Source organism: Streptomyces sp. B21-083, from assembly GCF_036898825.1.
Lineage (GTDB): Bacteria > Actinomycetota > Actinomycetes > Streptomycetales > Streptomycetaceae > Streptomyces.
The window spans coordinates 437,130-459,795 of the sequence record NZ_JARUND010000002.1 but is presented as its reverse complement, the minus strand read 5'-3'; the positions used below and the strand labels follow the sequence as shown (position 1 = coordinate 459,795).

General features: G+C 68.6%; 28 protein-coding genes and 1 riboswitch. Of the genes, 13 read left to right on the top strand and 15 right to left on the bottom strand.

The window, feature by feature from the left end:
• The first annotated feature begins 20 nt into the window (after positions 1 to 20).
• Genes paaC through QA861_RS26125 form a run of 4 tightly spaced genes read left to right on the top strand, consistent with a single transcriptional unit; the run spans position 21 to position 2,949 of the window.
• On the top strand, positions 21 to 902 hold the full coding sequence (gene paaC / locus QA861_RS26140) for a 1,2-phenylacetyl-CoA epoxidase subunit PaaC (protein ID WP_334591021.1): 882 nt from the start codon (positions 21 to 23) through the stop codon (positions 900 to 902).
• Positions 896 to 1,408, top strand: coding sequence for a 1,2-phenylacetyl-CoA epoxidase subunit PaaD (paaD, locus tag QA861_RS26135; RefSeq protein WP_334591020.1), 513 nt, complete (start codon positions 896 to 898; stop codon positions 1,406 to 1,408). The genes paaC and paaD overlap by 7 nt, the downstream gene beginning before the upstream one ends.
• Entirely contained in the window at positions 1,408 to 2,508 is a 1,101-nt protein-coding gene (gene paaE, locus QA861_RS26130; protein WP_334591019.1) for a 1,2-phenylacetyl-CoA epoxidase subunit PaaE, read from the top strand. Before paaD ends, paaE begins: the two co-directional genes overlap by 1 nt.
• Positions 2,509 to 2,550: 42 nt before the next feature.
• Complete coding sequence (locus tag QA861_RS26125; RefSeq protein ID WP_334591018.1) at positions 2,551 to 2,949, top strand: four-helix bundle copper-binding protein; 399 nt, start codon at positions 2,551 to 2,553, stop codon at positions 2,947 to 2,949.
• A 44-nt stretch (positions 2,950 to 2,993) separates the two neighbouring features.
• Here QA861_RS26125 and QA861_RS26120 read toward each other — a convergent pair whose 3' ends face one another.
• Positions 2,994 to 3,578 carry a histidine phosphatase family protein gene (locus tag QA861_RS26120; RefSeq protein WP_334591017.1) on the bottom strand — a complete coding sequence of 195 codons (585 nt, stop codon included), beginning with the start codon at positions 3,576 to 3,578 and terminating at the stop codon, positions 2,994 to 2,996.
• A gap of 131 nt (positions 3,579 to 3,709) precedes the next feature.
• Positions 3,710 to 3,841: riboswitch (cobalamin riboswitch) on the top strand.
• Positions 3,842 to 3,877: 36 nt separating this feature from the next.
• On the opposite strand from QA861_RS26120, the gene QA861_RS26115 reads away from it, so the two are divergent.
• The 3 genes from QA861_RS26115 (at position 3,878) to QA861_RS26105 (ending at position 6,237) form a co-directional block, all read left to right on the top strand.
• Positions 3,878 to 4,099 (top strand): CbtB domain-containing protein, encoded by a 222-nt coding sequence (locus QA861_RS26115; protein WP_006383093.1) that lies wholly within the window; start codon positions 3,878 to 3,880, stop codon positions 4,097 to 4,099.
• Between the two features lie 24 nt (positions 4,100 to 4,123).
• The gene (locus QA861_RS26110) at positions 4,124 to 4,900 is read left to right on the top strand and encodes a CbtA family protein (protein ID WP_334591016.1); all 777 of its coding nucleotides are present in this window, start codon (positions 4,124 to 4,126) and stop codon (positions 4,898 to 4,900) included.
• Positions 4,901 to 5,058: 158 nt separating this feature from the next.
• Positions 5,059 to 6,237 carry an acyl-CoA dehydrogenase family protein gene (locus tag QA861_RS26105; RefSeq protein ID WP_334591015.1) on the top strand — a complete coding sequence of 393 codons (1,179 nt, stop codon included), beginning with the start codon at positions 5,059 to 5,061 and terminating at the stop codon, positions 6,235 to 6,237.
• A 55-nt stretch (positions 6,238 to 6,292) separates the two neighbouring features.
• On the opposite strand, the gene QA861_RS26100 is transcribed toward QA861_RS26105, so the two are convergent.
• From QA861_RS26100 to QA861_RS26085, 4 genes are all read right to left on the bottom strand, one after another.
• Positions 6,293 to 6,811, bottom strand: a complete 519-nt coding sequence (locus QA861_RS26100; protein WP_334591014.1) for a hypothetical protein — start codon at positions 6,809 to 6,811, stop codon at positions 6,293 to 6,295.
• Complete coding sequence (locus QA861_RS26095; protein WP_334591013.1) at positions 6,745 to 7,278, bottom strand: hypothetical protein; 534 nt, start codon at positions 7,276 to 7,278, stop codon at positions 6,745 to 6,747. The genes QA861_RS26100 and QA861_RS26095 overlap by 67 nt, the downstream gene beginning before the upstream one ends.
• Positions 7,279 to 7,283: 5 nt before the next feature.
• Positions 7,284 to 8,315 carry a hypothetical protein gene (locus QA861_RS26090; protein ID WP_334591012.1) on the bottom strand — a complete coding sequence of 344 codons (1,032 nt, stop codon included), beginning with the start codon at positions 8,313 to 8,315 and terminating at the stop codon, positions 7,284 to 7,286.
• 62 nt (positions 8,316 to 8,377) lie between these two features.
• Positions 8,378 to 8,542: a hypothetical protein gene (locus QA861_RS26085; protein WP_334591011.1), complete on the bottom strand. Its 165-nt coding sequence runs from the start codon at positions 8,540 to 8,542 to the stop codon at positions 8,378 to 8,380.
• A 146-nt stretch (positions 8,543 to 8,688) separates the two neighbouring features.
• Here QA861_RS26085 and QA861_RS26080 point away from each other — a divergent pair, with 146 nt between their 5' ends.
• Both QA861_RS26080 and QA861_RS26075 read left to right on the top strand, forming a co-directional pair.
• The gene (locus QA861_RS26080; protein ID WP_240512534.1) at positions 8,689 to 9,060 is read left to right on the top strand and encodes a helix-turn-helix domain-containing protein; all 372 of its coding nucleotides are present in this window, start codon (positions 8,689 to 8,691) and stop codon (positions 9,058 to 9,060) included.
• A gap of 11 nt (positions 9,061 to 9,071) precedes the next feature.
• Positions 9,072 to 9,626: an ImmA/IrrE family metallo-endopeptidase gene (locus tag QA861_RS26075; protein WP_334591010.1), complete on the top strand. Its 555-nt coding sequence runs from the start codon at positions 9,072 to 9,074 to the stop codon at positions 9,624 to 9,626.
• Between the two features lie 255 nt (positions 9,627 to 9,881).
• Here QA861_RS26075 and QA861_RS26070 read toward each other — a convergent pair whose 3' ends face one another.
• On the bottom strand, positions 9,882 to 10,247 hold the full coding sequence (locus QA861_RS26070) for a hypothetical protein (protein ID WP_334591009.1): 366 nt from the start codon (positions 10,245 to 10,247) through the stop codon (positions 9,882 to 9,884).
• An 840-nt stretch (positions 10,248 to 11,087) separates the two neighbouring features.
• Between QA861_RS26070 and QA861_RS26065 the strand changes: the two genes are divergently transcribed.
• The 4 genes from QA861_RS26065 (at position 11,088) to QA861_RS26050 (ending at position 14,415) form a co-directional block, all read left to right on the top strand.
• A complete protein-coding gene (locus QA861_RS26065) occupies positions 11,088 to 11,351 on the top strand; it encodes a helix-turn-helix transcriptional regulator (protein WP_334591008.1) in 264 nt (87 codons plus the stop codon).
• Positions 11,352 to 11,509: 158 nt separating this feature from the next.
• Positions 11,510 to 12,394 carry a DUF6083 domain-containing protein gene (locus QA861_RS26060; RefSeq protein WP_334591007.1) on the top strand — a complete coding sequence of 295 codons (885 nt, stop codon included), beginning with the start codon at positions 11,510 to 11,512 and terminating at the stop codon, positions 12,392 to 12,394.
• Positions 12,391 to 12,891: a hypothetical protein gene (locus tag QA861_RS26055; protein WP_334591006.1), complete on the top strand. Its 501-nt coding sequence runs from the start codon at positions 12,391 to 12,393 to the stop codon at positions 12,889 to 12,891. Before QA861_RS26060 ends, QA861_RS26055 begins: the two co-directional genes overlap by 4 nt.
• Before the next feature lie 54 nt (positions 12,892 to 12,945).
• On the top strand, positions 12,946 to 14,415 hold the full coding sequence (locus QA861_RS26050) for a UvrD-helicase domain-containing protein (RefSeq protein WP_334591005.1): 1,470 nt from the start codon (positions 12,946 to 12,948) through the stop codon (positions 14,413 to 14,415).
• On the opposite strand, the gene QA861_RS26045 is transcribed toward QA861_RS26050, so the two are convergent.
• From QA861_RS26045 to QA861_RS26005, 9 genes are all read right to left on the bottom strand, one after another.
• Complete coding sequence (locus QA861_RS26045; protein ID WP_503461753.1) at positions 14,336 to 14,536, bottom strand: hypothetical protein; 201 nt, start codon at positions 14,534 to 14,536, stop codon at positions 14,336 to 14,338. The two genes, QA861_RS26050 and QA861_RS26045, sit on opposite strands and share 80 nt — an antisense overlap.
• 229 nt (positions 14,537 to 14,765) lie before the next feature.
• Entirely contained in the window at positions 14,766 to 15,449 is a 684-nt protein-coding gene (locus QA861_RS26040; protein ID WP_334591003.1) for a TetR/AcrR family transcriptional regulator, read from the bottom strand.
• A gap of 74 nt (positions 15,450 to 15,523) precedes the next feature.
• Complete coding sequence (locus QA861_RS26035) at positions 15,524 to 16,408, bottom strand: alpha/beta hydrolase fold domain-containing protein (protein ID WP_334591002.1); 885 nt, start codon at positions 16,406 to 16,408, stop codon at positions 15,524 to 15,526.
• A 193-nt stretch (positions 16,409 to 16,601) separates the two neighbouring features.
• The gene (locus tag QA861_RS26030; RefSeq protein ID WP_334591001.1) at positions 16,602 to 17,504 is read right to left on the bottom strand and encodes an NAD(P)-dependent oxidoreductase; all 903 of its coding nucleotides are present in this window, start codon (positions 17,502 to 17,504) and stop codon (positions 16,602 to 16,604) included.
• 191 nt (positions 17,505 to 17,695) lie between these two features.
• Complete coding sequence (locus QA861_RS26025; RefSeq protein WP_334590999.1) at positions 17,696 to 18,121, bottom strand: carboxymuconolactone decarboxylase family protein; 426 nt, start codon at positions 18,119 to 18,121, stop codon at positions 17,696 to 17,698.
• An 82-nt stretch (positions 18,122 to 18,203) separates the two neighbouring features.
• Positions 18,204 to 19,487 carry an MFS transporter gene (locus QA861_RS26020; protein ID WP_334590998.1) on the bottom strand — a complete coding sequence of 428 codons (1,284 nt, stop codon included), beginning with the start codon at positions 19,485 to 19,487 and terminating at the stop codon, positions 18,204 to 18,206.
• A gap of 288 nt (positions 19,488 to 19,775) precedes the next feature.
• Positions 19,776 to 21,164 carry an aldehyde dehydrogenase family protein gene (locus QA861_RS26015; protein ID WP_334590997.1) on the bottom strand — a complete coding sequence of 463 codons (1,389 nt, stop codon included), beginning with the start codon at positions 21,162 to 21,164 and terminating at the stop codon, positions 19,776 to 19,778.
• Positions 21,165 to 21,222: 58 nt separating this feature from the next.
• The gene (locus QA861_RS26010) at positions 21,223 to 22,113 is read right to left on the bottom strand and encodes an alpha/beta fold hydrolase (RefSeq protein ID WP_334590996.1); all 891 of its coding nucleotides are present in this window, start codon (positions 22,111 to 22,113) and stop codon (positions 21,223 to 21,225) included.
• Positions 22,110 to 22,490 (bottom strand): hypothetical protein, encoded by a 381-nt coding sequence (locus QA861_RS26005; protein ID WP_334590995.1) that lies wholly within the window; start codon positions 22,488 to 22,490, stop codon positions 22,110 to 22,112. The genes QA861_RS26010 and QA861_RS26005 overlap by 4 nt, the downstream gene beginning before the upstream one ends.
• Positions 22,491 to 22,666 lie beyond the last annotated feature (176 nt).

Sequence of the window (22,666 nt, the reverse complement as noted above, 5' to 3'; positions counted from 1 at the left end):
CCGGGAGAGGAGCAGCGGACATGAACGACAACGACAACGTCAGCGACAACCACAGCGACCACGGCCACGATGACGAGCACGTCTATCTCTCCCTCGCCGAGGGGCACGACGACGGCAGTGACGCCCGCTGGGCCTTCGGCACCGGGTTCGAGGACCCCCTGTACGGCGTCGACACCACCGTGCCCGACGGCGTCGACGCCGGAGAACTGGCCGGGACCTGCGTCGAACTCGCCGACGACGCCCTGGTGTCGGCCCAACGGCTGGCCGAGTGGTGCACCCGCGCCCCCGAGTTGGAGGAGGAGGTCGCGCTCGCCAACCTCGGCCTCGACCTGCTCGGCCAGGCCCGTCTGCTGTACGCGCGCGCCGGCCAGGTCGACGGCACCGGACGCGACGAGGACGCGTACGCCTACCTCCGGGACGCGGGTGACTTCCGCAACGTGCGTCTGGCCGAACTGCCCATCGGGGACTTCGCGTTCTCGATCGTGCGGCTGCTGGTGCTGTCCAGCTGGCGGCTCGCGCACTTCGAACGGCTCGCCGCCCACCGGGATCCGGTGCTCGCCGCGATCGCCGCGAAGGGCGTCAAGGAACTGACGTACCACCGTCAGTACGCGGCCGAGTGGGCCGTCCGGCTCGGCGACGGCACCGACGAGTCCCACCGGCGGACGCGCACCGCCCTGGACGAAGTCGCCCCGTATCTGGGCGAGTTGTTCACGGCGTACGACGTCCAGGGCGAAGTCGTCGAGGTGCTGCGGCAGGTCACCGCGGCCGCCGGACTGCCCATGCCGCCCGTTCCACCAATCACGCACGGCGCCGGACGCGAAGGACAGCACACAGAACATCTCGCCCCGCTGCTCGCCGAGTTGCAGAGCGTGGCCCGCGCCCACCCGGAGGCGACATGGTGACCGCGACCGGGATCGAGGACGTCCGGCGCGCCCGCGGCATCGCCGAGGGGGTGCCGGACCCCGAGTTGCCCATGCTGACCCTGGCCGACCTCGGCGTCCTGCGAGACGTGGAGCTGACCGGGGACGGGACGGTGGTGGCGAGCCTTACCCCGACCTACTCGGGCTGCCCCGCGATGGCCGAGATGCGCGCCGCCGTCTCCGCCCGGCTGCGGGCGGCGGGTTTCGCGCGCGTGCGGATCCGTACCGTCCTCGATCCGCCCTGGACCAGCGACTGGATCACCCCGGCGGGCCGCCGCAAGCTCACCGAGCACGGCATCGCCCCGCCCGGCGCGGCCCCGCGCGGCCCGGTGGCCCTCTCTCTGCTGCCGACCCGGCGCACGGTGCCCTGCCCCCGCTGTGGCTCGGCGGACACCGAGGAGACCTCCCGCTTCGCCGCCACCTCCTGCAAGGCACTGTGGCGGTGCCACGTCTGCCGCGAGCCGTTCGAGTACGTCAAGGAGATCTGATGGCCGCGCCCACCGCCCCGACCACGGCTGCGGTACGCCGTCGCCCGGTCTTCCACGCCCTGAAGGTCGCCGACGTGCGGCGACTGTGCGCGGACGCCGTCGCTGTCGCCTTCGAGGTGCCGCCGGACCTGGCCGCCGAGTACGCCTTCACCCCGGGGCAGTCGCTCACCCTGCGCCGGGAGTTCGAGGGGCGCGAGGAGCGCCGGTCGTACTCGATCTGCGCCCCGGCCGGCGAGCGACCCCGCATCGGTGTACGGGTCGTGCCCGGCGGCCAGTTCTCGTCCTGGCTGGTCGACGGCGTGCGCCCCGGTGACGTGCTCGACGTGATGACGCCGACCGGCGCCTTCACGCCCGACCTCACCGCGTCCGGCAGCCACGTCCTGATCGCGGCGGGCTCCGGCATCACCCCGATGATGTCGATCACCGAGTCGGTCCTGGCCGCCGACGACCGCTCACAGGTCACCCTCCTGTACGGCAACCGGCGTACGGACACCGTGATGTTCGCCGACGAGCTGGCGGACCTGAAGGACCTGTACCGTACGCGCTTCCAGCTGGGGCACGTACTGTCGCGTGAGCCGCGCGAGGCGGAACTGCTGTCGGGGCGGCTGGACGCCGAACGGCTCGCCGCGCTCCTCGCGGGCCTCGTCGACGTCCCGGGCACCGACCACTGGTGGCTGTGCGGACCGCACGGCATGGTCCGCGACGCCCAGCGGCTGCTGGCGAACCTGGGCGTGCCCACGGACCGGGTCCACCAGGAACTCTTCTACGCCGACGACCAGCCGGTCCGCCAGGTCCAGCACACGGACGCGGTCGCGGCGGGCCCGGTGAGCCGGGTCACGGTCACTCTCGACGGCCGCTCCACCACCACCGCGCTGTCCCGGGAGGCGACCGTCCTCGACGGCGCCGCGCGCACCCGCCCGGACCTGCCGTTCGCCTGTAAGGGCGGCGTCTGCGGCACCTGCCGGGCGCTGGTCACCTCGGGAGAAGTCGACATGCGCCGCAACTACGCCCTCGAACCCGCCGAGGTCGACGCCGGCTACGTCCTGACCTGCCAGTCGTTCCCGGTCTCGGACTCGCTCACGATCGACTACGACAGCTGAACCGAAGGGTTTGACGGTCCCCACTGCGGCAACTCGAGCGGCGTGACCCCTACAACTACGCAGCAGGAACTCTTCAGGTTCTTGGAGGACCGCTTCGTCTGCGCCCAGGCGTGCTCCGAGTGTGCGCGCTCATGTGCGCTGCGCGCCAGTCTCGCGGACCCGGACGGGCCTCCCGAGGATGCCCTCGCGCGCCGCAAGGGCATCCTGTGCGCGGAGGTGTGCGACGCGACGTGCCGCCTGCTCGCCGAACAGGACCAGGACGAGGCCGCTCTCCGTGTCCAACTGGAGTGGTGCGGCACGGTCTGCCTGGAAACCGCCCAGGTCTTCGACGACCACCCCGGCGGGGAGGACACGGCGAAGGCATGCCGGGAGTGCGCACAGGCGTGCACGGACTTCGCCTGGACGCTGGACACGCCGCGCCCCGGGGACGACGGCGGGTGAGCCACCCCGCGCAGTGAACCCCAGGTGCGCTCCCCGGACGCCCCCTACGTGTCGTGCGGCGCCCCGAGTTGCCCGCCCACCCGCACATTCCAGCGCCCCGCCCGGCCGCTCAACTCCGTTGCCGTCAACGGCGGAACGTCGATCCGCCAGAACGCCGACTCCGGAGCTCCCAGCGCTCGTATCGTCGCCGCCCGTACGACCTCCGGCTCGACGACGGCGACTGCCCGGCCCGTGACCTGCCCAACCGTCTCGTCCAGCCAGCGGGCGATCCGGTCGCAGAGCGCGTGGACCGACTCACCGCCGTGCGGGGCCGATTGAGGGTCGGTCAGCCACTGCGCCAGCGCTTCCGGCTCCTTCTCCGTCACCTCCGCCAGGGTCGCGCCGCGCCAGCGGCCCGCGTCCATACCGGCCGGCCCCGGCCCCGGACCGGCGTCGAGGCCCAGTGCCCGAGCCGTCTCACGGCAGCGCGGGGTGGGGGAGACCCAGACCGTGGACACCGCCGGCAGCGTCCCGGCCGCCGCCCGGGCGAGCCGCAGGCCCGACGCGTCCAGGGGACAGCTGTCGTCGAAACGGGCCTCCCGCAGGGCCGCGCTGATCGCCGGTGAGATCAACATCACGCGGCTCGTCATCCGGTCGCTCCCGCGCTCATACCGCCCCAATGTCGTTGTCATGTACGGAACTTGAGGCACCGTACGGCGCACCGGCGCACCGTACGCCGTCCCACGCGCCCTTGGCCGAACCCCAGCTTCGCGGTACCTTCTCGTCGATATTGACGACGGTTCGACGGAAGCCGGTGGGAATCCGGCACGGTCGCGCCACTGTAAGCCCCGTACGCACCCGCCCGGTGCGGCCCGGGGGCAAGTCAGACCCGTGACTGTCGTCCTCCGCACCACCGATACGGGACGCGAGTTCCCCCAGGAGGTCTGTCATGGCACAGTCCGCGATTCAGCCGACCGCCGCCCCCACCGCCGTACCCGAGAAGCTGCCGATCGGCGCGATCGCCCCCTGGGCGGTCTTCTTCGGCGTGCTGATGCTGGTACTGCTCTACTTCGTCGGCGCCGAACAGGGCGCCACCTCCCTGGTCTCCGGCGAGGGCGTGCACGAATGGGTGCACGACGCCCGCCACCTGCTCGGCTTCCCCTGCCACTGACGAGGACAGGGAACGTACGAGCTCATGAACTCCACAACTGTCCGAAACCTCCTCGTCCGCGGCATGCTCGCGGGCCTGGTCGCGGGTGTGCTGGTCTGGGTCTTCGCGTACTTCTTCGCCGAGCCGCTCGTCGACGACGCGATCGCGTTCGAGGAGATGCACGAGGCCCACGGCCATGCCGAACAGGCCCTGGTCTCCCGTGCGTTGCAGTCCACCGTGGGCCTGGGCACCGGTGTCCTCGTGTACGGCGTCGCGTTCGGCGGTATCGCCGCCCTCGCGTACTGCTTCGCGCTCGGCCGGATCGGCCGCTTCGGGCCGCGCGCGACCGCGCTGCTCCTCGCGGGGGCCGGCCTGCTCGCCGTGTACGTGGTGCCGTTCCTCAAGTACCCGGCCAACCCGCCCGCCGTCGGTGACCCCGACACCCTCAACCGGCGCACCGCGCTCTTCTTCCTGATGGTCGCGCTCAGCGTGCTGCTGGCCGTCGGCGCGGTCATCCTGGGCAAGCGTCTCGCGCCGCGCCTGGGCAACTGGAACGCGACTCTCGCCGCGAGCGCCTTCTTCGTCCTCGTCGTGGGACTCGCCTACGCGTTCCTGCCGTCGTTCACCAACGAGGTCCCAGCGGGCTTCTCCGCGAGCCTCCTGTGGCGGTACCGGGTGGCCACGCTCGGCATCCAGGTGACGATGTGGACCGCGTTCGGCCTGGTCTTCGGACTGATGGCGGAACGGCTGCTCGCTCCGAGGACGGCGGCGGCCGTCGGCGCGAGTGGTGCCGAGCCGAAGGCGAGGCCCGTCGCGCACTGAGCGGTCCGCCGCACCGACCGCCCCGAGGGGGTCCCGGACATCCGGGACCCCCTCAGGCATGTCCGGGACCCGTACACGCACCACCATTCCCAATTTCTGGAACACGTTCTACCGTGTGCGCCGACAGGTCCGGCCTTGGGGAGCCAGCAGGAGGCGCCGTGCATCTCGAATACACGCCCGAGCAGCAGCAGCTGCGCACCGAACTGCGCGCCTACTTCGCCGAGTTGGTGCCGGAGCGGGCCTACTCGCGCTTCAGCGACCACGTTGCCCAGAAGCGCTTCTACCGCGAGACCATCCGCCGCCTCGGCGCCGACCGCTGGCTCGGCGTCGGCTGGCCGCAGGAGTACGGGGGGCGCGGGCTGAGCCCGATGGAACAGTTTATCTTCTTCGACGAGGCCGCCCAGGCGGGCGTACCGCTGCCGCTCATGGCACTCAACACCGTCGGCCCGACGATCATGCGGTACGGCAGCGACGAGCAGAAGGCGTACTTCCTGCCGAAGATCCTCGCCGGCGAGATCGACTTCGCGATCGGCTACAGCGAGCCGGAGGCGGGCACCGACCTGGCCGCCCTGAAGACGCGTGCCGTGCGGGACGGCGACGAGTACGTGGTCAACGGCCACAAGATCTGGACGACGAACGGCGACACGGCGGACTGGGTGTGGCTCGCCGTGCGCACGGACCCGGACGCCCCGCCGCACAAGGGCATCACCATGCTCCTCATGCCGACCACCGACCCCGGCTACTCCTGCACCCTCATCCGCACCCTCGCCTCCCACGACACCACCGCCAGTTACTACGAGAACGTCCGCGTCCCCGTCGCCCACCGGGTCGGCGAGGAGAACCAGGGCTGGCGGCTGATCACCAACCAGCTCAACCACGAGCGCGTCACCCTCGCCGCCCACGGCACGATGGCCATCCGCTCCCTGCACGAGGTCCAGCGCTGGGCGATGGAGACCAAGCTCGCCGACGGCCGCCGTGTCGTCGACCTGCCGTGGGTCCGCCGCCGCCTGGCCCAGATCCACACCAGGCTCGACGCGATGAAACTCCTCAACTGGCAGATGGTGAACGCCGTCCAGGAAGGCACCCTCACCCCCCAGGACGCCTCCGCGGTCAAGGTCTACGGCTCCGAGGCCCGCCGCGAGGCCTACGCCTGGCTCCTGGAGATCGTCGCCGTCCCGGGTGCGCTGAAGGAGGGCTCGGCCGGCGAGATACTCCACGGCGAGCTGGAACGCGGCTACCGGTCAGCGGTGATCTTCACCTTCGGAGGCGGCAACAACGAGATCCAGCGGGAGATCATCTCGTGGATCGGGCTGGGGATGCCGAGAGTGCGCCGCTGAGGGCTTGTGACGAGGATTTTTAGTTGGCACAAAAGAGGGATAGTTGGCACCAAGATCACGATCGTTCTCCGAGGTGACGGCGCATCACCTCGATGCAGATGGCTCGTGCGGCGTTTGACCGGTCCCGCGGATACGGCACCCCGAGGTTCATGCCGCTGTCACTCGTGATGGGTGGCTGGTCCCAGGCGAGGCTCATCTGCGCCCCGGCCTCCGCTCGGGCCGTGGCCACGAGCGTCGCGTAGGGGCCCGCGACCGCCGATGCCTCGATCTGAAGCCACGCCTGGTGGAAGGCCATCCGCGCCAGTAGGCCGCTGACCTCGTCGGTGAGCTGCTGCCGCACGGCGGAGGAGGACTTGGGGCGTCGTCGTATGCGGTACGGCATCTCCAGGTACTCCTCGACCGCCGTCAGGGCCTCCGCAAAGGTCTTGGCCCGGCGCTCCTTACGTACGGCCCGCTGGTTGAGGGCGTACGTGAGGTAGGCGCCGAAGAGAGCGATGCAGGGAACGATCAGTGCGGCGGTCTGGGTCCACGTCCAGCCGCCGTCCGTCGCCTGTGCCGCCGCGATGACCGCCACGCATCACTCCCCGGAAAGCCGTGAGGAGCATCCTCCACCAGCCACTGGCCGCCCCGCTCGCCGCCGGTGAGCCGCCAGTAGTGTTCAAGGAACAAGTGTGTGCGGACTATCTCGATGAGGTCCAGCAGCCCTTTCGAACTCGTCCACCGCTGTTCTTCCGGGTCGAGCGGATACCAGAGACAGAGGGCGCCGTCGGCCTGGTAGCGGTGCTTCGACGGGACTCCCGGCTTGGCGTAGACGCGCGGGAAGTCCTCGGGCCGCTGGCCGTATGTGGGGTAGGGCGGGTCCGCGTGGAAGCGGATCCGGATGTCGATGGGGTCGGGCTCGCCCACGACGTCGAGTCCGGTGAGCCCGTACGTCAACGACCTTCGGCCGTAAGTGTGTTGGAGTGCGTCGCCGAAGTACTGCCGGGCGTCCCGTTCGAGCGGGGCCCACCATGCCGGCTGGACCCCGTACCAGAGGGGCATGGCGGTCAATCTCCCCAGGCCCGGGGCCGGGTCGACGTCCCGAGCCCAGTGGCGAGCCCCAGACCCGAGGCGGCCGTACCACCCGCGAGGACGGTGCGGGCGAGGCGCACGGCCTCCTCCTGTGTGCCGTCCGCATCCGCAACTAGCTCCGGGAGCACCTGGTGCAGCGCGTGCTGCGCACTGCGCGGGCGGTCCGCCTTCTCGTGCTCGATCGCGAGGTCGATGTATTCCTTGGCGGTGCGCAGCCGCTTGCGCACCTCGCGGCGCGGCATGTTGAGCGGGATCGGGCCGGCCACACCGGCCGGGTCGGGCGTCTGGCCCTTGTCGATCTCGTCCGCCGCGTAGGTGAAGAAGACCTGCAACGCGTTGATCAGCGGCATGGGCTCGTCGAGGCAGTCCAGGCACAGCGCCTTGATGTTCCAGCTGCACATGGGCTTGCTGTGCGTGCAGTTCCAGTGCTTTAGCAGTCGGACCGTACGTGCGAAGACGACCTCGGTGTCCTCGATGGCCTGGAGCACCATCCGGGTATGGGTGATCGGGTCGGCGCGGTCCCACTGGTCCGCGATCTTCGTGTTCGGGATGTACAGCCCGCGGCCTGACGGGTGCGGGAGCGCGGTCATCACGTCCGCGGTGAAGTCGTCCTGCCCCGGCGTGACCGGGTCGCCGAAGCGTACGAGCACGGCGCGGCGGCGGCCTTCGACCTCGATGGTGAGCTTGTCGAACTGGTCGTCGAGGTCCTCGTGGATCACCTCGTGGACCTTCTCCATGAGGTCCAGGGCGCTCTTCTTGCCGGGGCCGTACGGCTCGGCGTCCTTCTTGGTGAGGACGACGCCGAGGTCGACGTCGGTGAGGGGGGTGTTGGCGTCGCCGTGCGCGACGCTCCCGTTGTAGTAGGTGGTGGAGCCCGGGAAGGCCCGGCGCGCGGACGCGGCCAGGAGCTGGCGGCGGCGCTTGGCTTCGGCGAGTTCATCGCCGGTCACCTGGATCTTGCGGCGTCCTTCGTCGAGGAGCTGCGCAAGGGACTCTTTGCGAACCATCGATACCTCCTTGCACGCTGGTGGGAGACGAGACTTCGGCCTCCCACCAGCGCGAGACGTTCCTACTTCTCGCGGCGGACACCCTTGAACGGCGTGCCCCCTGTCTTCCCGTCCATGAAGCGGCCGTTCTCACCTCGTTTTGTCCACGTGGCGGTCCGGGGATTGAGGACCTGGCTCCGCCGGGAGACGCTGCCGCGACGGAATCCCTTGCCAGTGTTCGTAGCCATATGGCCACCACCCTTCGTCATTGACTCCCAGTCGATTGCAAGATCGACATCAGTACCGATCTTGCAATCAGGAGCGTAAGGGGTGTGGTTCGACTTTCGCAAGCGGTACCTGATGTGCAACCATGTGTGGGAGAGAGGAGGAGATCGTGAACGAGCGGATTGCAGCAGGACGGTTTGACGCGGTCGCGTTTCACACAGCCCTGGATCGCACGCGGCAGGAGCGCGGCCTTCTCTGGAAGGACGTGGCCCAGCAGGCAGGTGTCAGCGCCTCGACGCTGACGAGATTGGCTCAGGGTCGACGGCCCGACGTGGACGGGCTCGCGGCTCTTGTCACATGGGCCAATCTGAGCGCGGATGATTTCGTTCGCCGGACCGACGAACCGCGCAGTCAAGACACGTTGACCAAAGTGGCTACGCATCTGCGGGGCGATCGCAACCTCACTCCTGAGGCCGCAGAAGCCCTCGAAGCTCTGATCACCGTCGCCTACAACCAGTTGGTGACGGATCAGCCGGAGTAGGGGAGCTCCCTATGTCGTTGCGTCATGGCTTCAAGGCTGAAGCCAACCGCTTGGCGGTGCAGATGCGGAGGGAGTTGGGGCTCCATCCCGCCGCACCGCTTGCGCCTGCGCAACTCGCTGAACACTTGGCGATCCCCATCAAGACCTTCAGCTCGGCAATCGCGTATGACGCTCGCATTGAGCGACTCCTCACGACCGAGCGGGAATCCTTGAGTGCCCTGACCGTGCACGCAGGACCACGGCGCGAGATCTGGGTGAACGACTCCCATGATCCGGGACGCCAGAACAGTTCAGCCGATCATGAGATCGCCCATGCGCTCTTGATGCATCCACCCGGTCCGGCGCTTGACGTTCTCGGTTGTCGGCACTGGGACGGTGAGATCGAAGGGGAGGCCGATTGGCTGGCGGGAAATCTCCTCATCACAAACGAGGCGGCCTGGTCCATCGCCAGGAAGGGGATCAGTCCTGAGACGGCGATGCTCGAATACGGAGTCAGCAGGAGCATGCTGACCTGGCGCATGAATATGAGCGGTGCTAACGCCCGTCGCGGGCGATCGGCTAGTTGAAACGCTCTCTCCTCCTGTCTGCAGTCGCTGATCGTCCATCCGAGCATCTGGGTGGCGAGGGGACTTCGGAAGCGCTGATCGTGAGGCCGGTGTGGAGGCGCTGGGCGCCTGATACCTCAGTCGCCTGCCGCGAGTCTTGGACGAAAGCCGACGGGCTCTCTCCGGCGTCCTTGAGCCGCGCTCTATGTGGTGTGGTCCGATGGCAATGCTTTTTCCTCGGGCGCCCCAGCTGCGGATCAGACGGGCCCGAGCGTTTCAGTCGGCGTCCTCGATGGCGGGATAGGGGCGCAGCGCATTAGGACCCAGCCTCCATGACACCTCTCCCGTGTCCAGTACCGCTTGCCAGGTCAGGAGAACCCCTGCGGTTACCAACTGCTCCAGTAGCGAGGGAAGGGCCGTAGCAGGCACCCCGCACTCTCGCGCCACATGCTCTGCCTCCGCCACACCGTGATCGCTAGCAGGAGCAGTGCGGACGACGAGTGACAGAGCGGCAAGTCGTAGCAGCGGAGTGGAGGTGTGAGCAGGACAGGCGCCGCGCAACGCCCAGTCGGCGGCGCGGAGCCGGTCGGGCCGCGCCGGGTGCTGCGTGAGCAGACCGGCGTCGAGGATCTGAACTGCCACTGCGCGATGGGTCGTTGGGCATGTGCGCATCAGCCCTGCCTGGTCGAGTTCGCGCCAGGCGCTTGCGGCAGACTCGACGCGAAGGCTCCGTAGCACACCGTAGGGCAACCTGACTTGAGCCGAGTCGTTCATGCGTAGTGCGCACTGAAGGGCGAGCATGCGGACGTCAGCTCCGGTTTCCCCGGGCAAGGCTGTGGCCAGATAGGTGAGCATCTCGCGCACGCGGGTCTGGCCGTCTGGTCCTCTTGGGCATCGTCGGGGTCGAGCGCGCGTCTGTCCGGATGGTGCAGTCGTGCTGAGCAGGGTTGCTTCAGGGACGACAGCGGCCTGAGAAGTGGCCGCCGCACACGCTGTACAGGCGTCGGAGAGGCGCCAGCGGCGTCCGCCGCGTTCACGGACGAGGAGGAGCCGGATCGGGCCGTTGCACCCGCGGTGGCGGGGATGCTGGCGACAGCCTCGCTCGTGGCACTGGCAGATCCGCAGGTGTGCGGGGAGAGGATCTTGACGAGCATGAGCGGCCAGATGGGCCAAGAGCTCAGCTCGAGCGGCGGAGCCGACAAGCGGCCACCCACCGTGCGTGCACTGTCGGCACACGAGGACCGGCCCGCCGGGTTGCGGGCGCAGTTCGACTGTCCAGGTGCGCCGGACTCCCGGACGTGCGAAGCAGAGCCTCATGGCGCGCGTCTTCCTCCCGTCGTTCACTGCGCCGGCCCTCTGCCGGACTGGAGTCGGGTGCACACGCTAGTGCAGACCTCTGCCCTTCGCTCTCGTCCCTGACGAGTCGAAATAGGGCAGAGGTCTGCACTGACAGGGCAGGTGTCTGCACCTTCCGATGGGTGGGTGACGATCTTCCCGCCCGACCCGGACTTCGAGGCTCTGCGTTTGGAGCCGGCCCGGCTGCGCGCGGAGCGGGGATGGACCTATGACGAGCTTGCCGCCCGGAGTGGCCTGGCCAGAAGGACCCTCATCGAGATCGAGCAGGGCCGCACGATCGGCACCCTCAAGTCATGGCACGCCCTCGCTCACGCACTGGGCACCCCGCTCGATGAACTCTTCGGCGCCCTGTGCCACGGGCATGAACCCCCGCAGCCGATGAGCGGCTGACGAGCCGTCTGGGTCTGCCGACTGTTCAGCCGATCGGGCATCTCGACGCGAACACTTGAGCGTGAATTCAAACGTGTGTCGCCCTTGATGGGGCTGTTCGGTGGACGTCTACGGCCCGGGCGTCGCTCTACGGCGTTTGGGCTGGCACCTTCGCGCCCATGCGCCCCTCACCCGTACCCCGACGCCGGGACAGCAGTCCGGCCCCTGTCCACCCGCGACGCTCACTGTGCGTCGATCCCGACAGCCCCACCAGACTTCTGCGTTGTGCCCAACGCGACCGCTGCCGCGAATGCGGAAATCCCATCGAGTGGTACCAGCGGGTTCGGGACCGCCCCGTCCGCCTGCACCCGCAGGAGTTGTCCGCGACCGCGGTGCCCGCCGACCATCGCTGGCACGTCAGCTCCGGCCTTGCGTATCCCTCCGGAGACGGCAGCGCCTGGTGCCGACTGCCCCACGCCAGCGTTTGCCCGGCCCGCAACGCCGACACCGTTGCAGCCCCCGAACTGACGAGGCTCCGTCGGGCGTTGGCCGTGAACACACGTCGCCTGGTGGACGCTGGAAGCTTCACACCAGCGGCACCCGGGGACCCAGCGTCCCGGCAGTCGGAAGCTCCCTGCCGACCCGCCAGACCCGTCGTCCAGATCCTGTTCGTCCGATACCTCGCCGCACGCCCTCTGGACGAGATCCAGTGCGTGGCCCAGACCCGACGACGTGACCGATGCACCCTCAGGATGCTCGCCTCCCACGGCCCGGCGGGCCTCTGGAGACTGGTTCCCGCAACGGCCACCCAGGGACAGCTGGCTCTGCCCGCCGAGGTGATGGCCGTGTACGACCTGAGCTCTGTGCCGTACGCCGAACAGGTTCGCTGGCGAACGCAGCGCTGTCCTGAGCACGCGGCCACGCCCACAGCTGCGGACTTGGCCCTGACGGACTGGGAACCCTTCGACCCGCTCGTCCACCACGCGTACGTACACCGACGCCTCCCCACCCACAGCCGCCGGCCGCATCCTGGCGGCGGTGCCCAGAAAGCGGTCCGGCGATGAGAAGGCAGCACGCCGTAGAGATCATCCTGACCAGGCCGGTCACCCCGGCAGAGCTGCACAGAGCCTGCCGGAGGGTGCCGCTCGCGACGAACACGGATCGCACCCGCCTGATGGCCGTGCACCGGGCCAAGTCACCGGGACGCGCGCTGCGATCCCTGCGCCACGAACTCGATCAGCTCCTGCCCATCGACGTCTTGACGACCCACTACCCCGACACCGCGGGCCAGGTCCTGCTCAACGTCGCGTTCACCCGCGCCATGCGCTCTGTCCTCGACAAGGCCGCAGCAGCTCGGGGGGAGAGGCCCGCAGATTTCCTCGCCCGAGCCGTCGTGGAAGCAGTTGAACGGGAAGCGCGGACTCGCACCCGGCAACTGACCGTGCAGCTGCAAGACCTCCTCGCCGAGCACACTCCCGAAGACGTCCTCGCCTGCGCGGCACGCGTCCTGCTCGACCACCGGCGTCCACCGTCGGGTCCCTCGCGTGTCGCCGACGAGTAGCGCCGAAGCGCCGCGCACACGACCCGCTGACCCTTCAACACCGTGGAGCTCTTGTTGCACACGCCCACAGACGAGCAGGCCCATGCCGTCGACACCTTTCGGGACGGCCACCACTTGGTGCTGCAGGCCGGCGCCGGCACTGGCAAGACCAGCACGCTCGCGTTGCTGGCCGCGACTAGTGGACGCCGAGGCCGCTATCTGGCCTTCAACAAGGACATTGCCGACGCCGCCGCCAGCCGGTTCCCGCGCTCCGTGCAGTGCAGGACGGCTCACTCCACGGCCTACGCAGCTGTGGGCCACCGGTTCGCTCGTCGGCTCAGCAGCCCGCGCCAGCCCGCCTGGCGGATTGGGCACACCCTAGGAGTCAGATCCCCCGTCCGCATTGGTGATCACGAGATCAGCCACCGGACCCTGTCCCACACGGTGCTGCGCACGGTCACCCGCTTCTGCCAGTCCGCCGACAGGGCACCGGCTCCCCACCACGTTCCGGCTCTGCGCGGTTTGGGCACGCCGAAAGAGCGTGCCCAACTCGCCGAGGCCGTCATGCCTTTCGTCGGAAAGGCTTGGAAGGATCTACAGGATCCCGAAGACGGCGTAGTCCGCTTCGAGCACGACCACTACCTGAAGATGTGGGCACTGACCGAGCCGAAGATCGAGGCCGACTTCCTCCTCCTCGACGAGGCCCAGGACACCAACCCGGTCCTGGAGCGGGTCTTCGCCGCCCAACGCGGGCACGCTCAGCTGGTCATGGTCGGCGACTCCGCCCAAGCCATCTACGGGTGGCGCGGGGCCCGGGACGTGATGACTGGCTTCGATGCCGTACACCTCACCTTGACCCGCTCCTTCCGCTTCGGCCCGCTCCTCGCCGAACAGGCCAACCGGTGGCTCGCGTTCACCGACGCGCCCATTCGGCTGACAGGTTCCGACACCATTCCAACGAAGGTCGGCCAGGTCACGAGCCCAGACGCGGTGCTGTGCCGGACTAACATCGGCGCCGTGACCGAGGTCATGAGACTGCTGGAGGCAGGCCGTCGGGTCGCACTCACCCGGGGCGGACAGACGCTCATCGCATTGGCGCTCGCCGCCCGGGACCTCAAAGACGGCCGCCGCACATCCCATCCCGAACTGGTCCTCTTCGCCTCATGGGGTGAGTTGCAGGACTACGCGGAATACGATCCCGCAGGCCGAGATCTCCAGCCGTTCGTCGAGCTTGTCGACACCCACGGACCCGAAGCCATCATCGCCGCCGTCGACGCTCTGACCGACGAAGACAAGGCCGAGGTCACGGTCTCCACCGCTCACAAGGCAAAAGGCCGTGAGTGGCTCGGCGTCAGAATCGCCGACGACTTTCCTCCGCCGCCAGACAGCGACCAAGTGGACGACAGCGGCTGCCCGATCCCGGAACCTGTGAGCGAAACGGACGCCCGTCTCGCCTACGTCGCCGTCACTCGCGCCCGGCACCAACTGGATCTCGGAGGGCTCGCATGGATCGAGAACCAACCAACTCCTGCTGGCGGAGCCTGACAAGCCCGCCGCACTGGCAGACCCGTAATTCAGCTTTCCCGCCGACCGTCTCGTAGGCGGCCCTCGTCAGTGTCCGGCCCCGGCGCCGGTGCCAGGTCTCCAGCAGGGCGCGGGAGAGCATCGGCAAGGAACATTGAAGCGCTCCGGGATCGGTGGCCACCCCGCACGCTCGCAGGATCTGACGTCCCGTCACAACGGAGAGCAGGGCGCCGCTCGGATCCGGCCCCTCATCGACGGGCCGTGCGAAGCCGTAAAAGGCGCTGAGGCTGTGACCGCGGTCTTGCCGGTGCCATGCGAGCGGTGCGAGGTCAGGCCCGCCTGCGGCAATTCGACTTCCGGCGCAATGGCGCCTACGTCACTCGTGGCCGCACGGGCGCCCGGTGCGGCCCCGTATGACGTAGGACGTCGGTCAGTTGGGCGGTGGTGAGGGCGAGGCCCGGAAGGGGAGCCGGCGCCGGGCGCAGGCCGTCCAGGAGCAGGGCGAGGGGGCGGTGCCAGGCGTCCGGCGTGGTCGCGGTCGTGAGGGCCGGGACGGCGCGGCCCAGAGCGGCCAGCGCGAACAGGACGTCCTCGGTGGTGACGTCCGCGCGGATCGCGCCCTCCTCCCGCCCGCGCTCCAGCAGGAGTTCCATCGTCTCTTGGTTGTGCGCGCGTACGGCATCCAGCGCCTCGATGCCCTCGACATGCGTGGTCATGAGGTCGTTGGTGCCGCGGTCGGCGGCGAGCGTGCCGAAGACGGCCTGGAGATAGTCGTTCAGTCCCGTCCAGGCATCCGGGGCCGCCCGGGCCCGTTCGCCCGCCTCCGTCGTGCCGGTCAACTGGTCGCCCAAGACCGCATCGACGAGGGCGGCGCGGGTGGGGAAGTGCCGGTAGAGCGTCGCGTTGCCCACGCCCGCCCTGCGGGCGATCACGTCCAGCGGTGCCTGCAGCCCCTGCTCGGTGAACACCTTGTGGCCCGCCTCCACCAGGAGCTGCCGGTTACGGCGCGCATCGCGTCGCTGCGGGGCCGTTGCATCACCTGCACTGACGGTCATCATCCTCCTCCGGAAGAAGTGGGGAGCTGTCCCCGATAAGATTCTTTACACATGGGCAGGACCGTCATCTGCGGTCAATCGGCTGCGATGCGGACCGCTGCATCGCGTAGCGCGTGGCGTGCTTCAGGAGTCCACGGCGCCCCGATGAAGACGTGGAATGCGGCGTGGTAGATGCGCAGGTCCACCTTGGTGCCGGCGGCTTCTGCTTTCGCTGCGAACTTCTTCACATCGGGCAGGAAGATGTCGTGACCTCCCTGGTAGATGAACGTCGGCGGAAGGTCCTTGAGGGTGTCGTGGAGCGGGCTGACGAGGGGGTCGGTGGTGCTCAGGTCTCCGGCCCAGTCGCGGCCCGCGGCGGTGAGCCCCGGCGGAGCGAGGATGGGGTCGCGGCCGGTGACGGCGGTGATGTCCGGGTTTTCCATGGTGACATCGACCCATGGCGAGAACAGAAGCAGACCGTCGGGCGCCCGAAGACCCCGGTCGCGGTAGAGAATCGCCTGGCCGACGGCCAGTCCGGCGCCGGCGGAGTCTCCGACGAGGAAGACAGGGTCTTTCCCGGCCCGCTCGGCCACTCTCCGGTAGACGCTTTCGAGGAGCCGGTAGGCATCGTCGGCGTTGTGCGCGGGGCCGAGTCCGTAGAGCGGGACGGTGACCCTCGCTCCCGTCCGGCGGATGAACGTCGCGATGATCTGCCAATGCATGCTGAGCAGCGGGTAGATGTAGGCGCCGCCGTGGGTGTAGATCAGGTCCTTGTTCGTGCGGCCCGTCTTCGGGGTCAGCGTGATGACCTGATGGCCGTGGACGATGTCGGCCGTGATGGAGCAGGAACGCCGCAGCGCTGCCGGGACGGGGGCGTCGGGGCGGGAGCGGTCGACGGACTTCCGCATGCTCTCCACGGTGGTGAAGGCGTTCGGCCTCAGGCGCAGCAACGGGCGGGTCAGGTTCATGATCAAAGACACGGTTCGCTCCTCGGGAACGTGGGGGTGCCACCGTGGTCCGGTGACGTAGAGACGGGTGGGTACGCGGCCGACGAGATCGACTCGACGGTGGTCGGCCACCGACCGCTCTCTGGCACGAGCAGGTCCCCGGACTCCCTCGTCTCCCGTCCGGTCCTTGGTGCCCCTGCGGAGCGGCAGGCAGTCGGTCGGTGGCTCAGCGAGCGAGGGTGACTCCGGTGGTCTTCTCCAGGTGACGAGCGATCTCGGACTGATCGGGATTCGGCTTGCCCAGGCTGGCCAGTGCCGCCTGACACACCTGGACGCACGCCTCGGAGACCGCGGGGTCGATCTGGAGAGAGTGGGACAGCTCGAGAGCTGTGGTGATGTCCTTGACGGTCAGTGGGAGGGAGAATCCGACGTCGAAGCGGCCGTCCAGCACCTCAGGGCCGATCTTGACCTCGGTCGCCTGGTTGCGGCCGGTGGACCGATTGATGACCTCCAGCATCACCTTGGGGTCCAGCCCGAACTTGGCTCCGATGGTCAGCACCTCCAGCGCGCCGACCAGTCCGATCGCCGACAGCAGGTTGTTGAGTGCCTTGAGCGCGTGGGCCGAGCCGGACACCCCGACGTGGGTCACGGAGCTGCCCATGGTCTGCAGCAACGGGGTAGCACGTTCGACGTCCTCGGGGGCGCCGCCGACCATGATGGTCAGCTCGGCGGTGGCCGCCTTGCGGGGACCGCCCGAGACCGGAGCATCGACCACCGCCACCCCGCGCTCCTGGAACCGGGCGGCCAGCTCCTGGGTCGCCTGGGGGTTCGAGGAGCTCATGTCGATGATGAGCGTGCCGGGGCGCAGGCGTCCGGCGAGGCTCGCGGGGTCGTCGGGGGCACCGAGGACCTGTGCGACCACGGAACTGTTGGGCAACATGAGAAGCACCGTGTCCGCCTGTGCGCACTCCGGGGCGTCGTGCAAGGCGGTGATGCCGTCGTAGGAGGCTGCTGCTGCGACGGCCTCGGGGTTGGCGTCGTAGACGGCTACGGGGACGGTGCGGGCGAGGCTACGGACCATGGGCTGGCCCATGGTGCCCAGTCCGATGAAGGCGACTGCGGTTTTCATGGATGTCCTTGGGTGCGGATGCCGTCGGTCGACCGGCGTGGGCGGCGCGGTGGGCGACGGCGGGCAGGGAGGGGGGAATGCGGGAGATGGCCTGCCGTGCGGGGGGCCCGCCCGCCGAGGGCGGGCCCGTTGTCCGGTGTACGCCGTCACGATGGCGTGACGATGAGGACCGGCCCGGCGACAGTCAGGAACTAGGCGCCGGCTCCGGCCCCGCCGTCGAAGACCTTGACGGTGGGCTCGAGCCCGTCGGCGTCAACGACCTCACGCCATGCTTCGAAACCGGTCTGGAAGGCCACGATGCCGGCCTCCGGGAGACTGATCTCGATCGCCTCCAGGATCTCCCGCGCGGAGAGCCCGAGGTCGAGGGCGACCCTGATGTGGCTCTGGATATGCCCCTTGGAGGCGCGCATGACGGTCAGGCTGACGATGAAGATGAGCTCCTTCGTCTTGCGGTCCAGGGTCCGCTCTTCGAGGTAGGCGGCTCCGACCAGGTTGTTCGCCGCCTGCAGAACGTCGAAGTCCTGCTTGGCCATGACCTTGTGGTAGTCGAGGACGTACCCGCGTGTTCGGGCCATCTCGTCGATGTACGCCTGCGGGTCCTGCATGGTGGTGGACACAAGGGACTCCAATGATCTGTGTCAGCGAGAATACCGTAATACGGTATTAGGGTACGGCAGATCCGCGCTGCGGACCTGCTGCTCAGGCCTCCAGGCCCACGGGCTCCGATATGCGGGAGCCGTGGAGCCGCTTGCGCGAGGCAAGCACCACGAGGCCGGAGATGAAGCACGGGACCGCGCCGAACAGGAAAGCGGCCATCTGCCAGTCGCCGCCGTTGCCGAGCAGGGCGGTGGACGCCGCGCTGGCCAGTACTGCTCCGATCGGCCCGATCGCGGTGATCAGCGATGCTCCCGTGCCCCGAACGGAGGTTTCGTAGCTCTCGCCGGCCAGGAAGAGCAGGCAGGAGTACGGGCCGATGAGGAAGAACATGCCGACGCTGTAGAGGGTGATGACGACGGCGGGCTGGTCCGGGCCGAAGAGCATCGCGGTCATGACCACGCCGCCGGTGAGCCAGCCGGTGGAGACGACGTTGCGGCGGTTGAACCGGTCTCCGAAGAAGCCGTGGACGAGGTAACCCACGTAGGCGACGATGTTCGACAGCAGGAGGATGATCAGCGAGTTCGAGAACGTCACATGGTGCACGTTGACCAGCACCGTGGTGCCCAGGACGCTGAACACCTGGACCGGGAACCAGTTCATGAGGTGGCCGATGCCCAGCGCCAGCGTGGTGCGCAGAGCGTCGCCCTGGAACACGGCGCGCAGGCCGGCCGGCCGCTCCGCCCCTTCGGCGGAGGCTGCCGCCTCCGGTTGCAGGCCCTGCTTCTTGAGCTGTCTGAGCTGCTTGATCCTCTCGAACTGCGGGCTCTCCCTCAATTTGGTGGCGGCGATGGCGACGCCCAGAGAGGGCAGCGCGGCGAAGAGGAAGGCGCCTCGCCATCCGACGACCGGCAGGAGGACAGCTGTCAGTCCGGCGGCCAGCAAAGCTCCGACCGGCCAGCCTCCCTGGACCAGGCTGTAGACGAGACCTCTCCGCTTGGCCAGTCGGGGGTCGTCGGAGGCGTCGTACAGTTCGCTGAGGTAGGCGCCGTTGACTCCTTGCTCGGCGTAGCCCAGTCCGGCGACGGACCGGACGGCCACCAGCGCCCCGGTGCCCAACGATCCGGCCAGCGCGGTCAGCGCGGAGGCAAGGCTCGCCCCGCCCACGGTGAAGACCATGCCGGCGCGGCGGCCGAACTTGTCCACCACCGGACCCACTACCAGGGCGACAACCACCGTGCCCAGAGCGACAGCGGTGGCCAGCGCGGCCTGGTCGGCGTTGTCGAGCCCGTTGTCCGCTCCGATTTCGGGGAGAAGAGTGCCGAACAGGATGAAGTCGTAGACGGCGAACGTCCAGGCCAGGAACGCCACGACCGTGGCGTACTTCACCTCGCGCAGTTTTACGCGCTTCGGTGCCGGGAGCCCTTGGGGATGGGGCTCGGGCTCGGGTCTGACAGTACTTTCGTTGCGGGATTCCATGGTGCGTTGCCTCCCAGGCTGACGCGGAGGCCGGCGTCTGATGGTTGTCCGGAAGCGGGCATGCCGAAGACACCGGTGGCGAGCGGATGGTGATGGGGGAATGAGATGGGGAATGAGCGGGTGCTGCTCCTGGCCCGCTCTCGCGGCGAGCGTCACCGCAGGGTGTCCGAGCCGGCCGTCGTAGGGGGACGGCAGCCGTTACTGCTCGGGTGTTTCGATCCAGACGGCCTGGACGTTGGTGAACTCGTGGACGCCGTGGTGGGACAGTTCGCGTCCGTAGCCGCTGTTCTTCACGCCGCCGATGGGGATGCGGGGGTCGGAGACGGGCAGTTTGTTCACGAAGACGCCGCCGACCTGCAGGTCATCGGCGATCCGGGCGGCACGGTCGGTGTCCCGGGTCCACACCGAGGCGGACAGGCCGAACGGGGAGCGGTTGGCCAGGGCGACCGCGTCGTCCGCGTCGTCGGCGGTGATGAGCGCGGCCACCGGCCCAAAGATCTCCTCGTCGAAGGCGGTCATGCCCGGACGCACACCGTCGATGACGGTAGGGGGGAAGTAGTTGCCGGGGCCTTTTATGGCCTCGCCGCCGAGGAGGAGACGCCCACCCTCGGAGACGGTCTGATGGACCTGACGGGCTATCTCCTCGCGAAGATCCGCACGGGCGATCGGTCCGATGTACGTCTCCTCGTCGAGGGGATCGCCCACGATGAGCGCGGCTGCCTGGGTGACGAACCGCGCGGTGAACTCCTCGGCTATCGACCGTTCCAGGATGATTCGCTTGGCGGCGATGCAGATCTGACCGGTGTTCTGGAACCGGCCGATGATCGCGGCGGCGACCGCCGCGTCCAGGTCCGCGTCCGCGAGCACGATGAACGCGTCCGCGCCGCCGAGTTCCAGGACCGTCCGCTTGAGCTCCCGTCCCGCCTGGGCGGCGATCGCCGAGCCGGCCTTCACTCCTCCGGTCACCGTGACACCGACGACGGAGGGATGGGCGATGGCGGCGGAGACCACGTCGGGTTCGGCATTGAGGACACTGAAGGTGCCTTCCGGAAGCCCTGCTTCGTGCCACAGGTCCTCCAGGGCCAGCGCGGACCCCACGACGTTGGGGGCGGGTTTGAGGAGGTAGGCGTTGCCCCCCAGGAGGATGCCGGCAGCGCCCCGCATCACCTGCCAGACAGGGAAGTTCCACGGTTCGACCGCGAGGACGATCCCAAGCGGAAGGTGCCGCACATAGGTGCGCGCGCCCGTCTCGACGGGCGTCTGCACGAGCATGGCCACCCCGTGTGCGGCGTACCAGTCCAGGCCCTTCGCCGCCTTTTCCACCTCCGCGCGAGCCTGGGTGATCGGCTTGCCCATCTCGGTGACCAGCAGGCCGGCCAGACGGTCGCGGTCGCGGCGGAGCAGGTCCGCCATCCGAGCCAGGACCACGCAACGGTCCGCGGGTGGCACCGCGCTCCACGTCCAAAAGCCGTCCGCCGCGCCGCCGACGACCGCTTCCAGCTCTGACCGGTCCACGAAGGGGTATTCCGCGATGACGGCGTCAGTGGCCGGGTTGACCGAGACCGCCATGGCAGTCGTCGTGCTCATGCTGTGCATCCCTTCGACCCGGCCGCGCCGCGACCCGAGTGCGATCGTGCCCTGGCCCTCATCGGTGCGCCGCCCCTGCGGCGATCTTGTTCAGAACAGGCAGCAGGTGCTGGCGGAATTCGGGGTAGTTCTCCGTGGCCGGGAAGTGCCCGAGCTTAGGCATCGCCGTGAACTCGCTGCCCTTGACGCGGTCGGCGACGGCCTGTGTCTCAGCCGGGGAGGTGTTGGGGTCGTACTCGCCGGTGAGCAGGTAGAGCATGCACTGATCGGTGTCGATCTCGGCGGCCTGGTCCGGAGTCATGTCGTGCTCGTAGTAGTAGTAATAGAGGTCTCCCGCGAAGATGCCGGGGCCTCCGCACATGTACTCCCACTGCACCTCCCGCACGGCCTCTTCCGGCGAGTAGGGCGACATGTTGAGGAGCATCGCCGCGCCAATCGAGTTGCGTGAGACGTTGGGGTTGTCGAACTCGCGGCGGATGCCGTCCATGCCGACGTCGACGTACTCGGTGGCCGAGCGCAGTGCGCCTTCCACGGCGATGGTGGCCCGATAGCGCTCGGGGAAGTCGTGGGCCAGGTCGATGGCGAGGTGACCACCCATGGAACTGCCCAGGTAGACCGGACGCTCCAGATCGAGCGCGTCGGAAAGGGTGTTGGGGAACGCCATCATGCGCGCCCGGGTCATGTTGTACTCCTGGGCCCACCACTTGTGGCCGTAAGGCGGCAGGGACTTGCCGTGGTAAGGAAGGTCGTACGCGATACAGCGGAAGTTGCGGGTGACCTCCTCGTCGCACATCAGGTGGCGGTACTGTCGCCCGTCCGAGCCGGCGGTGTGCCCGAGCAGCAGCGGGATGCCCTGGCCGGCTTCCTCGTAGTAGACCCGGTACTCGATGTCCTCGACGGTGAGGTAGATGTAGCCACCGGTGATGGGGTCCCGCTTTACGGTGCTCATGATCCTTCGTTCTTGTCGGCGCGGAGAATCTGGACGAGACGGTTCAGGGCCGGCAGGTAGGCGTACGTCTCGTTGGTGGTGCTCATCTCCAGCCCGTGCTTGATGTTGCAGGTCTGCAGGCACTGGTAGAAGGGCACCGGATAGCGGGCCAGGAGGTTGTCCCAGAGTTCTGCGGTGCCCCTGATGATGATCTTGCAGTCGGCGTCCGGTGTGTCCTCGACCGCTACCTGGGCGAGCTTTCCGTCGTGGAATTCCGCGACGGTTTCCTCCCCGTAGGCGCCGATCTTCAGGCGGCCGTCGAAGTAGCGCATCTCCCGGGAGAACTCGGGATCGTCCATGGCGTGTGTGATCGAGGATGCGAGGTGGATGCTTGCCATCGCCTCATCTTTCTTTGCATGTGGGCGGGGCGGCCCCGGCCACTGTGTGTGCTGGTCCCTGCTCCGGACTGCGGGACTCTGTTCGGAGCTCCGTCCCTGTCCGGGAGTGACGTCGTTCTGTTCGGAGCCGGCACCCTCGGTCGGCGACTCGTGTCTTTCCGGGTCGTCATGGCTTC

Excerpts from the sequence above, each read along its gene's own strand:
- QA861_RS26045 (WP_503461753.1), bottom strand. The coding sequence starts at position 14,536 with ATGCTCTCCCGCGCCCTGCTGGAGACCTGGCACCGGCGCCGGGGCCGG.
- QA861_RS26110 (WP_334591016.1), top strand. The coding sequence starts at position 4,124 with ATGAACTCCACAACTGTCCGAAACCTCCTCGTCCGCGGCATGCTCGCG.
- QA861_RS26055 (WP_334591006.1), top strand. The coding sequence starts at position 12,391 with ATGAGAAGGCAGCACGCCGTAGAGATCATCCTGACCAGGCCGGTCACC.
- QA861_RS26090 (WP_334591012.1), bottom strand. The coding sequence starts at position 8,315 with ATGGTTCGCAAAGAGTCCCTTGCGCAGCTCCTCGACGAAGGACGCCGC.
- QA861_RS26005 (WP_334590995.1), bottom strand. The coding sequence starts at position 22,490 with ATGGCAAGCATCCACCTCGCATCCTCGATCACACACGCCATGGACGAT.
- QA861_RS26120 (WP_334591017.1), bottom strand. The coding sequence starts at position 3,578 with ATGACGAGCCGCGTGATGTTGATCTCACCGGCGATCAGCGCGGCCCTG.
- QA861_RS26040 (WP_334591003.1), bottom strand. The coding sequence starts at position 15,449 with ATGACCGTCAGTGCAGGTGATGCAACGGCCCCGCAGCGACGCGATGCG.
- paaD (WP_334591020.1), top strand. The coding sequence starts at position 896 with ATGGTGACCGCGACCGGGATCGAGGACGTCCGGCGCGCCCGCGGCATC.
- paaE (WP_334591019.1), top strand. The coding sequence starts at position 1,408 with ATGGCCGCGCCCACCGCCCCGACCACGGCTGCGGTACGCCGTCGCCCG.
- QA861_RS26060 (WP_334591007.1), top strand. The coding sequence starts at position 11,510 with ATGCGCCCCTCACCCGTACCCCGACGCCGGGACAGCAGTCCGGCCCCT.
- QA861_RS26030 (WP_334591001.1), bottom strand. The coding sequence starts at position 17,504 with ATGAAAACCGCAGTCGCCTTCATCGGACTGGGCACCATGGGCCAGCCC.
- QA861_RS26085 (WP_334591011.1), bottom strand. The coding sequence starts at position 8,542 with ATGGCTACGAACACTGGCAAGGGATTCCGTCGCGGCAGCGTCTCCCGG.
- QA861_RS26015 (WP_334590997.1), bottom strand. The coding sequence starts at position 21,164 with ATGAGCACGACGACTGCCATGGCGGTCTCGGTCAACCCGGCCACTGAC.
- paaC (WP_334591021.1), top strand. The coding sequence starts at position 21 with ATGAACGACAACGACAACGTCAGCGACAACCACAGCGACCACGGCCAC.
- QA861_RS26010 (WP_334590996.1), bottom strand. The coding sequence starts at position 22,113 with ATGAGCACCGTAAAGCGGGACCCCATCACCGGTGGCTACATCTACCTC.
- QA861_RS26095 (WP_334591013.1), bottom strand. The coding sequence starts at position 7,278 with ATGCCCCTCTGGTACGGGGTCCAGCCGGCATGGTGGGCCCCGCTCGAA.
- QA861_RS26075 (WP_334591010.1), top strand. The coding sequence starts at position 9,072 with ATGTCGTTGCGTCATGGCTTCAAGGCTGAAGCCAACCGCTTGGCGGTG.
- QA861_RS26115 (WP_006383093.1), top strand. The coding sequence starts at position 3,878 with ATGGCACAGTCCGCGATTCAGCCGACCGCCGCCCCCACCGCCGTACCC.